The following is a 13911-nucleotide window of genomic DNA, read 5'->3' as shown; positions in this document are numbered from 1 at the left end:
GATGATTTTACAGCAAATGACTTGCTATTTTAAACTTGTAGGAGGACCATGCTTAATCTTTTTAGGTTATCATCTAAAACTCTACCTCGGTTACAAAACAAAAACGCAGAGACATCTTCTGCGTTTTCTTACTTTATAGGTCCATTTCTGGGAAAAGTTTAGCTAGTATTTTCGGAGTAATGCTTTGTCCCGGCCCCTCAGCACAATAGGTGTGCATATACATAGAAGGATTGAAGTTGAGCTCGATGCAGGTACAGTTGGGATTTTCCTTTGTGGAAATAGCAGAGCTGTCAGGGATGATGAGATCAACGCCACAGGCCCAGGCTCCCATAGCCTTTGCCATGTCCGCAGCGAGTTCCCTATAAGATGGGTGCATGCTGTCTGTGACATCAATCGAGTCTCCGCCAGTAGAAATGTTGGAATTGCGCCGCAAGTCAACCTTGACTCCAGCAGGCAGGATATCATCTGCTCCATAGCCTTGCTGGTCCAGCATGAGCAGTTCAATGTCCCCCAGTTCAATGATTTCAAGCGGTGAACGATGATCTCGGCCCCGCAGAGGATTGTCATTTTTGATGGCAATCAATTCTCTCACGGTATGCTGACCGTCTCCGACGACATTGGCCGCCACTCGCAAGAGGACTGCTTGGCATTGTCCGTCTAAGACAAAGAAACGGTACTCCGTTCCAGCGATAAATTCCTCCACTAAGACGGCGACATCTTCTGAAAAAGCAATCTCCAGAGCCTTGTGATAAGCTTCCAGGCTAGCTGGCTCTTGGAAGATAGAGATGCCCAGTCCGAAGTTGGTTGACTTGGGTTTGACAACAATTTCTCGGTTCTTAATCAAAGGGTAGTAGGCCAGTCCCTCTTCAAGAGAAGAAAATTCTGCTCCAGCCGGAACGGGAAAGTCAGCTGCTGCCAAAATCTTTTTGGTGACTGTTTTATTGGCCATGGCCAAAGGGATGACATAGTTATCCTTGGAGGTCATATTGCCGTTCTTGACATATTCTACATGACTACCATGCCAAAGCTTGAGAAATTGGTCCTTTTCATCTAAAATTTCAACATTCAGCCCCTTTTGAATAGCATCAAAGAGCAGCATCTGGGTGGACAGTTCCATATTTTCGTAGCCTTTGAGGGCATAAGGAGCAGTCCAGGCATAGCGGTGGTATTCTTCTGCTTTTTCTAGACCAAAAGCTGTTAAGGAATCTTGCTGGATATGGGGCAGGAGCTGTCCTGACAGTGTCAGCTGAGGATGTAAGAGAGCCTCTCTCATCTGGTCCAGCAAAGTTTGATAGTAAGTTGGCAGTTCAAAATGCTGGATGAGCCCTTCCATGGCTTGGAGAATGGCTGAGCTGTCTGCCTCATCTGGCAGGGCAGTCAGCGGGTGGCTACAAGCAATTTTCTGGTTCAAATCATGAGCATCTTTTAATACTGCATCAACATTTTCTACATCATCTAGCCAGAGCAGGCCCAGTAAAAAGAGATGGACAGTATCTAAGGTCTCTTGGCTAATGCCCAAATGGTCAAAAGGATTGAGATCGAAGCAGCGGAATTCCAGATAGGTGATACCCTGCTCCAGATAGGCGCGATTGTGCTTCTGTCCACGGAAGCGAACGGCTGAGTAAAATTCTTTTTCAGCACTGAGCTCGCCAGACTGAACGTAGTTGTCAATATCGGTTACATATTGCTCCAAAGAAGTGTAGGACACCTGAATATTCTCGTCATTGACATAGCCATAGTTGCTGTTGCGAAAAGAGCGGATAGGCTGCGGGTATTCCTGACTGTAGAAGCCGGCTTCTGCCAGAGGAGCAGCACCGTAGAGATAGGTTAAGAGCCATCGGAAACGCAGAAAGTTTCGAGCCAGTTTGAGATAGAGGTCATTTTTAAAGTCCTTGAGTAAATGATAGGAGCTGACTTGAAAGAGAGCAGCGACCAGATCTTTCCCTAGCTCCATGTTGTAGTGGATACCAGAGATGGCCTGTAGTTTTTTGCCATATTTTTTCGCTAAACCCTCTCGGTAGTGGCGTTCGTATTCGTTTTCCAGACGGGCGATGATAATATCTTCTTCAGTCAGCTGCGGTGGCATGGACAGAGGCCACAGGCATTCACTCTGGTCAATTGAGCGGCCTGCCACATCGCTGATAGCTCCCAGTAAGCGCCGCGCTTCCTTAGTAGAGTGAGCAATAGGTGTAATTAGTTCCAGTTGTTGTTCGCTGAAGTCTGTTTGGATGGTCGGGTGGAAATTGCGGGAACCAAGCTGACTCGGATGAGCAGTTTGAGCTAAGTGTCCATCAGTTGTCACTCGCAGATTTTCCCTCTCCAGACCAAAGGTCGCTTTGAGAATAGGGCTTGATGTATCCAGTTTCTGCAGTAATTGATTAATCGTCATCGTTTCACCGTCCTATGGTAGTTATTTTAGTCTATTACAAACGGAAAAAGAAAGCAAATTTCCGCTACGATTTTACAAAAATTCCGAACTTTTATTTTAAATTAAGTACTAAAATTCAGAAAATACATATTTTGTAAAAATGTAATTCGTCTACATAAGAGAAAAAACAAATGAAATGATGAACCCTCCTTGAAAAATTGTCAAATTTTTCATATAATGAGGTATAAAACATAATCGCAGGTGAGATTCCTGCCTGCTTTTCAAGAAAGGACGAGCTATATAGCTCAGACAAAGATATGACATCAGTAGTTGTTGTAGGAACCCAGTGGGGAGATGAAGGAAAAGGGAAGATTACAGACTTCCTATCAGCCAATGCAGAAGTCATTGCTCGCTACCAAGGTGGGGACAATGCCGGTCACACCATCGTGATTGATGGCAAAAAGTTCAAGTTGCACTTGATTCCTTCTGGTATCTTCTTCCCTGAAAAGATCTCTGTGATTGGAAATGGGGTGGTTGTCAACCCGAAATCATTGGTCAAAGAGTTGGCTTATCTCCATGAAGAAGGGGTATCAACAGACAGCCTTCGCATTTCTGACCGTGCCCATGTCATCCTTCCTTACCACATCGAATTGGACCGTCTCCAAGAAGAGTCAAAAGGGGACAACAAAATCGGAACGACCATCAAAGGGATTGGACCAGCTTACATGGACAAGGCTGCGCGTGTGGGAATCCGGATTGCGGATCTTTTGGACCGTGACGTCTTTGCGGAACGCCTTCGCATCAACTTGGAAGAAAAGAACCGTCAATTTACCAAACTCTATGAAGCAGAGGCTCTTTCCTTTGACGATATCTTCGAAGAATACTATGAATATGGTCAACAAATCAAGCAATATGTAACCGATACTTCTGTTATCTTGAACGATGCTTTGGATAACGGCAAGCGCGTGCTCTTTGAAGGAGCACAAGGGGTTATGTTGGATATCGACCAAGGAACTTATCCATTTGTAACCTCTTCAAACCCTGTTGCAGGTGGGGTGACCATCGGATCAGGTGTCGGTCCAAGCAAGATCGATAAGGTTGTCGGTGTATGTAAAGCCTATACCAGCCGTGTTGGAGATGGCCCATTCCCTACGGAGCTCTTTGATGAAGTGGGTGATCGGATCCGTGAAGTCGGCCATGAGTATGGGACAACAACCGGTCGTCCACGTCGTGTCGGTTGGTTTGACTCAGTTGTCATGCGCCATAGCCGTCGTGTGTCAGGAATTACCAACCTCAGCTTGAACTCCATCGACGTTCTGTCAGGTTTGGATACAGTGAAGATCTGTGTGGCTTACGACTTGGATGGAGAACGCATTGACCACTACCCAGCAAGCTTGGAGCAACTCAAACGTTGCAAACCAATCTATGAAGAATTACCAGGTTGGTCAGAAGACATCACCGGTGTCCGTCACTTGGATGAGCTTCCAGAAAATGCCCGCAATTATGTTCGCCGGATCGGTGAGTTGGTTGGTGTGCGCATTTCAACCTTCTCAGTCGGACCAGATCGTGACCAAACCAATATCCTGGAAAGTGTCTGGTCAAGTAAATAATTCAATAAAAGTTGGGAGTCTCTCTCAACTTTTTTGAGTCTTAAGAATACTTTAAGCCCTGTGGTCTATACTAAGACCATAAACAAAGACCTCCCAACTTTGTTTAGAATCCAAACTTTTTTTTCATAATATCTCCCTATAAGAAGGTCACCCATTGGTGGCTTTTTTTCTGGCTTCATCATATAATAGAACAAGAACATAAAAAGTAAGTGAGTGTACAAGTGAGAGACTATACCCTAGAAGAGAAAGAAGCTTTTATGCGAGAGGCTTTAAAAGAGGCAGAGATCGCCTTGGCCCATGAGGAAATTCCTATTGGCTGTGTCATTGTCAAAGACGGCGAGATCATTGGACGTGGGCACAACGCGCGAGAAGAATTGCAGCGAGCGGTCATGCATGCGGAAATCATGGCGATCGAGGAGGCCAATCAGCGTGAAAATAGCTGGCGCCTGCTGGATACGACGCTTTTTGTCACGATTGAGCCCTGTGTCATGTGTAGTGGTGCCATTGGTCTAGCTCGGATTCCCCAGGTGATTTACGGGGCGACCAATCAGAAGTTCGGTGGAGCAGGTAGTCTCTACGACATTTTGGCAGATGAACGCCTCAATCACCGAGTCGAAGTAGAAACAGGAATCTTGGAAGCAGAATGTGCAGCCATCATGCAGACCTTCTTCCGCCAAGGTCGAGAACGAAAAAAACAAGCCAAACTCGCAGCCAAGGCCGAAACACAAGAATAAAAACCGGACCTTTGCAAAATCCACAAATTATGATATAATACCTATCGGAGCAACAGTTCTGCGTGAAGCGGGTCAGGGGAGGAATCCAGCAGCCCTAAGCGAAGTGAACTGTGTGCTCTTTTTCTATTGTTCTTGATGAATCGAGCCTGCAAGGCGTAGATGAATATTGGAGCAGCGAATCTAGTTTGAACGGACCTGAAATGAATTCAGCTGACATCCAATCTTAAGAAGCATATTTGTTTTCTTGTCAATCAAAATTGTTCTTCTCAATAGGCCTAAATAGGCCTAAAATTTGTTGACTTACGCAAACGATTGCTCTCGGTTATGTCCTAAGGTTAGCTTATTTAGAAAAATAGTATAGAATACAAATGTAAACGTTTTAAAATAGCGAAAGCACTTGCTTATTTTTTCTTAAAGCGTTATCATAAAAGAAAAGAACAATTGGAGGATAAACATGTCACATATTAAATTTGACTACTCAAAGGTGTTAGATAAATTTGTAGCACCACATGAACTAGATTATATGCAGCCTCAAGTGACTGCTGCAGATTCTGCTCTGCGAAATGGTACAGGTCCTGGGGCAGAAATGACTGGCTGGTTGAACTTGCCTGAAGAATATGACAAAGATGAATTTGCTCGTATTCAAAAGGCTGCTGCTAAAATCCAATCTGATAGTGAGGTATTGATCGTAATCGGTATTGGTGGTTCCTATTTAGGAGCTCGTGCAGCTATTGATTTCTTGAATAATTCTTTTGTAAATCTACAAAGCAAGGAAGAACGCAAGGCACCTCAAATCCTCTATGCTGGAAATTCTATTTCTTCAAGCTATTTGGCTGATTTGGTAGACTATGTATCAGACAAAGATTTCTCTGTCAACGTTATTTCTAAGTCAGGAACGACTACAGAGCCTGCTATTGCTTTCCGTGTCTTCAAAGAACTCTTGGTTAAGAAGTATGGTCAGGAAGAAGCAAATAAACGGATTTATGCAACTACAGACCGCGCTAAAGGTGCAGTTAAGGTTGAAGCAGATGCTAATGGCTGGGATACTTTTGTAGTGCCTGATAGTGTAGGTGGTCGTTTTACAGTATTGACAGCAGTGGGACTCTTGCCAATCGCAGCTGCAGGGGCTGATATCAGCAAGTTAATGGAAGGAGCAAATGCTGCTCGCAAGGCTTATGCTTCTGATAAGTTGGCTGAAAATGAAGCATATCAATATGCAGTTGTACGCAATATCTTGTACCGTAAAGGTTATCTGACAGAAGTTTTAGCTAACTATGAACCATCTCTACAATACTTCTCTGAGTGGTGGAAGCAACTGGCTGGTGAGTCAGAAGGGAAAGACCAAAAAGGGATTTACCCAACTTCAGCCAACTTCTCAACAGACTTGCACTCTCTGGGACAATTTATCCAGGAAGGTACCCGTATCCTCTTTGAAACAGTTGTACGTGTAGATAAACCTCGCAAAAATGTGCTGATTCCTGAATTGGCAGAAGACTTGGACGGTCTTGGCTACTTGCAAGGAAAAGATGTTGACTTTGTCAATAAAAAAGCTACAGATGGAGTGCTGTTAGCACACACTGATGGTGGAGTTCCAAATATGTTTGTGACACTGCCTGAGCAAGATGAGTTCACTTTGGGCTACACTATTTACTTCTTTGAGTTGGCTATTGCTCTTTCTGGCTACCTGAATGGTATCAATCCATTTGACCAGCCTGGAGTTGAGGCTTATAAGAAAAACATGTTTGCCCTTCTTGGAAAACCAGGCTTTGAAGAGCTGGGTGCTGAGTTGAATGCACGCCTTTGATTCTTATATGCCTTGAGTTCATTTAGAGTATAAAAAGAGATCCACAAGTTCATTTCTTGTGGATTTTTTAGTACAAGCCTCTTAATTAGTTTATTATTTTTTTGAACTGTGTAAAAAAGAGTGTCTTAATTCATTTATGAAAGCGCTGTATAATTGCCTTGTAAATAAAATTTGAGAGGTATCAAAATGAATGATTGGTTAAACATAAAAGGCAAAACAGTTCTTGTGACTGGCGCGTCATCTGGGATCGGTAAGGCAATCGTTGAAGAATTGCTGGAATTAGGTGTCAACGTAGCGAATTTCGATCTTAGCGACAACGATTTGCGTCATCCAAATCTATTATTTGTAAAAGTTGATGTAACTTCTCGCTCTGAAGTAGAAGAGGGTGTTGCCAAAATAGTTGAAAGATTTGGCAATATTGATGCAGTGGTCAATAATGCAGGGATTAATATCCCTAGATTATTAATCGATGCAGAAAATCCTAAAGGTCCTTACGAATTGGACGATGAGACGTTCGAAAAAGTAACGATGATTAATCAAAAAGGTTTGTATCTGGTTAGTCAGGCAGTGGGACGTATTTTAGTGAAAAATGGAAAAGGTGTAATTGTGAACATGGCTTCAGAAGCAGGCTTGGAAGGTTCTGAAGGACAAAGTGCCTATGCTGCCACAAAAGCAGCAGTCTATAGTTACACTCGTTCATGGGCAAAAGAGCTGGGTAAGCATGGTGTACGTGTGGTTGGAATTGCTCCAGGAATTATGGAAGCTACGGGACTTCGAACTCTTTCTTATGAGGAAGCTCTTGCTTATACCCGTGGAAAGACGGTAGAAGATATTCGAGCTGGTTATGCTTCAACTTCAACAACTCCTTTGGGACGAAGTGGTAAACTACGGGAAGTAGCTGACCTTGTAGCATTCTATATTTCAGACCGTTCTAGCTATATAACTGGAGTCACTACAAATATTGCCGGAGGGAAAACTCGCGGTTAAAAAAATGAAGGTGAGGAAGAGAGTTGACCATAGTAAATCGATGGTATAATATTTTAGAAAAAATGGTCTCACAGCCAACTTATTCCTTGGTAGATATGCGCTCAGAGCTGGATATTAGTATGCAAACCTTGCAAAAGAGTATCCAACAATTAAATGATGTTTTGGCTCCGAGTATCCAGATTATCTCACAAGATGATCAGTTAATGTTAGAGGTGTATGACTATACTGAGTTGGAAAGGATTTTATCTGGTAGTTTAAAACGGGAGAGTGACTTCAATTCTTCCAGTAAAAGAATTGCCTATTTACTAAAACGTTTAATTGAGTCAACCTCCCCTCTTCTTATTGACGACTTGGCTGAGGAAGCAGGTGTTAGTAGAAGTACCCTTAATAAGGATTTAAAACAAGTAAAATCTTTGGCAGAGAGTTACTCTATCACTATTTCAGGAAAGCCCAACCGTGGGCTGGAGGTCTTGGGGTCCGAGCTGAATTTGCGCTTGCTCTATATTCACCAAGTGGCCCCTTACTTTGAAGGAAAGACACTCACCGAGGCAACATCTTCTTTTCTGGAGACGCTACTCCAGGAGTATAAAATCCCGAAAGAAACAAAGGAACTCCTTCGAAAGACAATTTCAATTATGGTGGAGCGTATTCATGCATCTAGGGTGTTGAGTTGCCCTATTCCTTACTATAGGAATGATTTAACAGAGACACCTTTGGTTGAAAAATTAATCTATCATATTGAGATGACTTATAAGATTTCCCTCAGTCAGTTTGAGATAGACTTTTTGTGTTTTCCGTTTAATATCCGTTTTATTGACACTTTAAGCAAGCCGTCTTATCAATCTGAACAGCTTGCAAACATTTTTCAAGGGATTGTCAAGAAAGTCAAAGAAACAATGTTGGTTAACTTTGATGATGAAGAATTATTTGAAGAAATCAAGTCTCATCTAGGCTCCTTAATCAATCGACTGATTTTCCATGTGCAAGCTAATGATATATTCCATGGCGAGGTTCAAACTCAATATCCTTTTGCTTTTGAAATGGCGAAAATTGCTGGAGAAGAACTATCTGCAATTTTTGGTTCTGAATTGGAATTATCTGAAATCGGATATCTGGCTTTGTATTTTGAAATGATTTTAAGAAAGCAAAACTCTGTTGTAAATGGTTCTCGCAAGCAGATAGCTGTAGTTTGCACAACAGGAAGAGGAACTGCTGCGATGATTATTCAGCAACTCAGACGAATTCTTGGAAATGATGTAGACATTACTCAGTATTCTGAAGAGGATTTTAATCTGGATTTGAATCAGGACTATTTCGCGATTTTTACGACAGTTCCTCTAAAATATAAAGATTCTAAATCTCCAGTCATTCAAGTTAATCATCTTTTTGATGATCAATGGCTGCAGGAAGAATGGCAGAGGGCCAATGCTTTTCATCAAAAAAATCTAGAAACAGTCAGCTTACGTTTTCTTCGTTTGACTCCCCAAAAAACCTATCAGCAATACTTGCTAAATATGGTTGCAGAGTTAGAGAAACTTCAGATGATTGATGAAGGTTTTAGAAATCGGATAATTGATAGGGATAAAAAACAATCAACCATTTTTGGTGGAGGAATTGCCTTCCCCCATACAATTAACCAGGGTTATGCAAAGACTATTTTAATGTTTGGAAAGCTAGAAGAGCCTTATCAAAAAGGAGATGATTGGATTGAATTTATCTTTCTAGTCGCCATTCCCTCAGAAATTGAAAGCAAAATGGAGAGTGAATTGCTGGAATTGTATGACGACATTTTTCGAATTGCAGGAGAGCCTTCTCTAAAAGAAGCATTGAGGGCTGTAGAAACAGAGACAGAGTTTCTATCATTTTCTAAGAGCAAAGGAGTATTTTAATGAATTCGCTAATAATTTTCGCTGTATTTGTCATGGCAGCTTATATATTTCAAATGTTCCTCGGCTGGCAGCAACTCAAAGACTTCAATAAGACCTATACGATGCTCCGAAAACTGGGGCGCGTAGCGATTGGCAGGAAGTCCGGAAGAATCAAATCCGGTACGATTGTCATGTTCGCGGTTGATGAAAACGGTCGGGTTCTTAAAGCTAGCAAAATGCAAGGAGTCACAATCTTAGCACGTTTTCAAAATATGGACGATTATGTTGGAGAAGACATCCATTATTTTGACAAGTATAATCCTCTTGTGAGAAAAGAAAATAAGTTGATGCAATCAGCCATAGAAGATGCTAGAAAAGTCTATCTTTGGAATGAGGCAGGTATTGAGAAAGAGACAAGTTCATCTGATTCTTTTCTGGGATTCGGCTTTTATGCGAATTACTTACAATTATCTATTAAACAGTTATTTAAAAAAAATAAGAAAGGGAGTTCCTTATGAATCACATTACAAATTTTGCAGAGAGTTTTATGAAACTCTTCCAATTAGGTGGAGAAACCTTTATTAGCTGGATGACAAATATTGTACCGCTTGTCTTAATGCTATTGATTGCAATGAATACCCTTATCGCTTTCTTGGGAGAAGAGAAGGTCAATTCCCTGGCTAAGATTTCTGCCAAAAATCCTGTTAGCCGGTATATGATTTTACCTTTCATTTCTGCCTTTATGCTGGGGAATCCGATGGCAATCAGTATGGGACGTTTCTTACCAGAATATTATAAACCTAGTTTTGTAGCAGCTCAGATGCAGTTCTGCCACACTTCAAATGGTGTATTTCCGCATATCAATCCTGGGGAATTGTTTGTATGGATGGGAATTGCAACAGGAATTCAAACTTTAGGTTTAAGTCAAATGGACTTAGCCATTCGTTACATGCTTGTTGGGCTTGTCATGAACTTTGTAGGCGGTTGGGTGACCGATTTTACAACTGCTTATGTAGCAAAACAGCAAGGTGTTACCTTGAGTAAAACATTTGATTTATAGAAAGAGTGAAATTATGTCATATAAGAGTATAAAAGTTGTTAAAGGAAATGGCGGTTTCGGAGGACCTTTGGTCATTACACCTAGTGAAGCTAAGCATAAATTCATCTATATCACTGGCGGAGGAGAAAAGCCAGATATTGTAGATAAAATTGCTGATTTGACCGGTATGGAAGCTGTTAATGGGTTTAAAACTTCTATCCCAGATGAGGAAATTGCTTTAGCAATCGTGGATTGTGGCGGTACTCTTCGCTGTGGTATTTATCCTAAAAAGGGGATCCCTACAATAAATATTGTCGCTACAGGGAAAAGTGGGCCTCTAGCTCAATATATAACCGAGGAAATCTATGTGTCAGCAGTTGGCCTTAATCAAATTTCTGCTGCTAATGAAGACGAAAAAGCGACAACTGTGGTAACAGAAAAGCCAACTTACGATACTAGTAAAAAAATTACAGAGCAAAAAGCTGAAACAAGTATTGTAGCAAGAATTGGGATGGGCGCTGGGAAGGTCGTTGCGACTTTCAACCAGGCTGCTCGTGAAGCCATCCAAACAATGCTCAACACGATCATTCCTTTCATGGCCTTTGTTTCCTTGCTGATTGGGGTTATTCAAGGTTCAGGTGTTGGAAATTGGCTGGCAAAATTAATGGTTCCCCTAGCTGGGAACATCTGGGGACTCATTTTGATTGGCTTTATCTGTTCCTTGCCATTCCTATCTCCTTTGTTAGGCCCCGGAGCTGTTATCAGTCAGATTATTGGAACCTTAATTGGAGTTGAAATCGGCAAAGGGACTATTCCGCCCCAAATGGCTCTGCCAGCTATATTTGCTATCAACACTCAAAACGGTTGTGATTTCATTCCTGTAGCACTCGGTCTATCTGAAGCCAAGGCTGAAACAGTTGAGGTTGGTGTCCCTTCTGTGCTTTATTCACGCTTTCTCAATGGTGTTCCGCGGGTGCTAGTAGCTTGGATAGCTAGTATTGGCCTTTATCAGTAAACTTTTGATAGATGCACGTAAACATAGCAACTATTATGTTAAACTTATCTATAAGCATAAGTTTATGACAGATTTGAGAAAGGATGAATAGGAATTAGATGAAGAAAATTTTTGAAGCTAAAGTAATTCAAGTGGGGCCTGAAGCTCAGAATATGATTCAAGATGCCAATATGCTCATTTTGTTTGGAGAAGAAGCTCCGGAAGACTTAGCAGAGTATTGTTTTAAAATCGATAACAAAAATCTTCTAGGTGCAATACTAGAAGGTGGAAAGCTGGTGGTAGATAGTCAGGAATATTCGATTACTGCCGTAGGAAATGTAGTAGAAAAAAATTTAACTGGACTGGGCCATATCACGATTTCTTTTGATGGTTCAAAAGAGGGCAGCCTGCCGGGCACTCTCCATGTTGCAGCAGACCAAGCAGTAGTAATTGAAAAGGACTCTACCATTCAGATTTTCGAAACTGCTTGACCATAACAAAATTTAAAATCAAGCAATTTAGAAAAATAAAAGTCTAAAAAATTGATTCAGAGCTTGGACAAAAAGTCCAGGCTTCTGGGTCTAAATTAGAAAAAATAGATGACGCAGTGGTTGATTGGCAAGTCAATCAAACTAGCCAGTCAGTGCAAGGGAATTCCCAGCAGATGGATCCACAAGGGGTGCCTGAACAGAAGGAAAAGACCAAAAAGGTATTTACCCAACTTCAGCTAACTTCTCAACAGACTTGCACTCATTGGGTCAATTTATCCAAGAAGGAACTCGTATCATGTTTGAAACAGTTGTCCGTGTGGACAAACCACGTAAGAATGTGATCATCCCTACTTTGGAAGAAGACCTTGACGGACTTGGCTACCTCCAAGGAAAAGACGTTGATTTCGTTAACAAAAAAGCGACTGACGGTGTTCTTCTTGCCCACACAGATGGTGACGTACCAAACATGTACGTGACTCTTCCTGAGCAAGATGCCTTCACTCTTGGTTACACTATCTACTTCTTCGAATTGGCCATCGCCCTTTCAGGTTACTTAAACGCGATCAACCCATTTGACCAACCAGGTGTTGAAGCTTACAAACGTAACATGTTTGCCCTTCTTGGTAAACCAGGATTTGAAGAATTGAGCAAAGAACTCAACGCTCGTCTATAATAGACAACAAAACGATCTCGCAAGAGGTCGTTTTTTAATCGCTTTCAATATCTCAGAATGAGGTGGAAAAATAGACTGTTTTATGATATAGTAGAACTACTATATTTATACTTTGCACGTCAAACTATGGTCACGAAAAGTGGGGAGAATGACGGGCGCAGGTTGTTAGTAAAGGAGAGATTATGACAACAGAAGACAAGACACCTTTTGGAACACAAGAGGAGAACGTTTCTCAAGAGCCTTTTGGAACACAAGAGGGACAAACTGTTCAAGAACCTTTTGGAGCGCAAGAAGAACAAACTGTTCAGCAACCTCTTGAAGCTCAAACTGGTCAAACCGTCCAAGAACCTTTTGGAGCACAAAATAGCCAAACAGCTTATGAGCCATTTGGGGCACCAGGAGCGCAAGCCTTTCAACAGGCTTCTCCAGTAGAAGGACCACAAGCTGGAGGACAGGAACAATTTTTCCAAAATCAAGCGCCTCAGGTAGAGAATAATCCGTTCTACCAACAAGGGAACCCTCAAGCCTTCCAATCGCAATGGAATGTTCAACCAAAACCGAAGCGTGGATGGACGAAATTTGTTGTCTTTTCCCTTTTTGCACTCCTTCTTGGTGGATTAATTGGTGGTGGAGCTGGCTATTTCTGGGGAAATTCATCTAAGCCTCAAGCAGATGCTAATCGAACAAAACGTTTAGAACGCGCTAATGAAGAAGCAAAAAAGATAAAGAACAGCTTCATTACAGATAAGAAGGAGGCTGTTTTCACCTGGACTCTTAAAGACCTTGGTTCCTTGAGTTATACCAATAAGGATGGTTATGGTTTGACTGCTGATCAGATTGTTGACACCTATGGATTGGCTTCCAGTGTAGAGTATGATAAGAATAGCCTCACTCTTTATTGGGATCGCGCAAAGAATGCTGAACATCAGAATGTTTATTTCCGATTTGAAAAAGTTGATGGAAATTATTATTTGAAAACTGTAGAAGCTTATGATTTAGAAGAATTCTATGCAGACGAAGAAGACGATGAAGATGAAGATACTTCTGCAGATCGTGAGTTAAGTACAAAAGAATTCAAAAATCTGAAAACAGGAGATAAGAAAACTGGTAAAGGTGGAACTTCCTTATCAGAAGTTTTGAAAAAGCGTAAATCAAGTGCTGTTCGAATTGGAACAGAAACAAAAGCTACTGCAGATGGAGAAGAGTATGACTCTACTCGTGTTATTGCAACCGTAAACTTTAAGGTCGGTGACGATTATAAGACATTACGCTTCTTAGCACAACCAGACGGGGACTTCTTATACATTGGTCCAGAACGTTTTTAATATAGAGGAGATAGATGA

At 41.6% G+C, this 13911-nt stretch carries 11 protein-coding genes, 1 other RNA gene and 1 pseudogene; 12 read left to right on the top strand and 1 reads right to left on the bottom strand.

The window, feature by feature from the left end; all coding sequences use genetic code 11:
• Window positions 1-133 precede the first annotated feature (133 nt).
• Entirely contained in the window at window positions 134-2389 is a 2256-nt protein-coding gene (gene gshAB, locus EAI95_RS06680) for a bifunctional glutamate--cysteine ligase GshA/glutathione synthetase GshB (protein ID WP_129822545.1), read from the bottom strand.
• Between the two features lie 296 nt (window positions 2390-2685).
• On the opposite strand from gshAB, the gene EAI95_RS06675 reads away from it, so the two are divergent.
• From EAI95_RS06675 to EAI95_RS06620, 12 genes and pseudogenes are all read left to right on the top strand, one after another.
• A complete protein-coding gene (locus EAI95_RS06675; protein WP_129822544.1) occupies window positions 2686-3978 on the top strand; it encodes an adenylosuccinate synthase in 1293 nt (430 codons plus the stop codon).
• A gap of 221 nt (window positions 3979-4199) precedes the next feature.
• Window positions 4200-4712, top strand: coding sequence for a tRNA adenosine(34) deaminase TadA (tadA, locus tag EAI95_RS06670; protein ID WP_129822543.1), 513 nt, complete (start codon window positions 4200-4202; stop codon window positions 4710-4712).
• Between the two features lie 39 nt (window positions 4713-4751).
• An RNA gene (gene ffs, locus EAI95_RS06665) (signal recognition particle sRNA small type) lies at window positions 4752-4846 on the top strand.
• Window positions 4847-5166: 320 nt separating this feature from the next.
• Window positions 5167-6516: a glucose-6-phosphate isomerase gene (locus tag EAI95_RS06660; RefSeq protein ID WP_008808173.1), complete on the top strand. Its 1350-nt coding sequence runs from the start codon at window positions 5167-5169 to the stop codon at window positions 6514-6516.
• Window positions 6517-6702: 186 nt separating this feature from the next.
• Window positions 6703-7503, top strand: a complete 801-nt coding sequence (locus EAI95_RS06655; protein WP_001000837.1) for an SDR family oxidoreductase — start codon at window positions 6703-6705, stop codon at window positions 7501-7503.
• 62 nt (window positions 7504-7565) lie between these two features.
• A complete protein-coding gene (locus EAI95_RS06650) occupies window positions 7566-9392 on the top strand; it encodes a PRD domain-containing protein (RefSeq protein WP_080639548.1) in 1827 nt (608 codons plus the stop codon).
• Entirely contained in the window at window positions 9392-9889 is a 498-nt protein-coding gene (locus tag EAI95_RS06645) for a transcriptional regulator GutM (RefSeq protein ID WP_033585448.1), read from the top strand. Before EAI95_RS06650 ends, EAI95_RS06645 begins: the two co-directional genes overlap by 1 nt.
• Window positions 9886-10431, top strand: a complete 546-nt coding sequence (locus EAI95_RS06640; RefSeq protein ID WP_001015684.1) for a PTS glucitol/sorbitol transporter subunit IIC — start codon at window positions 9886-9888, stop codon at window positions 10429-10431. The genes EAI95_RS06645 and EAI95_RS06640 overlap by 4 nt, the downstream gene beginning before the upstream one ends.
• A gap of 13 nt (window positions 10432-10444) precedes the next feature.
• Complete coding sequence (locus tag EAI95_RS06635) at window positions 10445-11425, top strand: PTS glucitol/sorbitol transporter subunit IIB (protein WP_038804194.1); 981 nt, start codon at window positions 10445-10447, stop codon at window positions 11423-11425.
• 98 nt (window positions 11426-11523) lie between these two features.
• Entirely contained in the window at window positions 11524-11895 is a 372-nt protein-coding gene (locus EAI95_RS06630) for a PTS glucitol/sorbitol transporter subunit IIA (RefSeq protein WP_008808177.1), read from the top strand.
• Between the two features lie 196 nt (window positions 11896-12091).
• Window positions 12092-12568, top strand: a pseudogene (gene pgi, locus EAI95_RS06625) (glucose-6-phosphate isomerase); the annotation flags it as partial.
• A 182-nt stretch (window positions 12569-12750) separates the two neighbouring features.
• Complete coding sequence (locus EAI95_RS06620) at window positions 12751-13893, top strand: hypothetical protein (RefSeq protein ID WP_129822542.1); 1143 nt, start codon at window positions 12751-12753, stop codon at window positions 13891-13893.
• The last annotated feature ends 18 nt before the right edge of the window (window positions 13894-13911 follow it).

The sequence above is a fragment of the Streptococcus sp. bf_0095 genome, from assembly GCF_004166885.1.
Classification (GTDB): Bacteria; Bacillota; Bacilli; order Lactobacillales; family Streptococcaceae; genus Streptococcus.
Note: the sequence above shows the minus strand (reverse complement) of the source record. Positions and strands in the feature narration are given on the sequence as shown.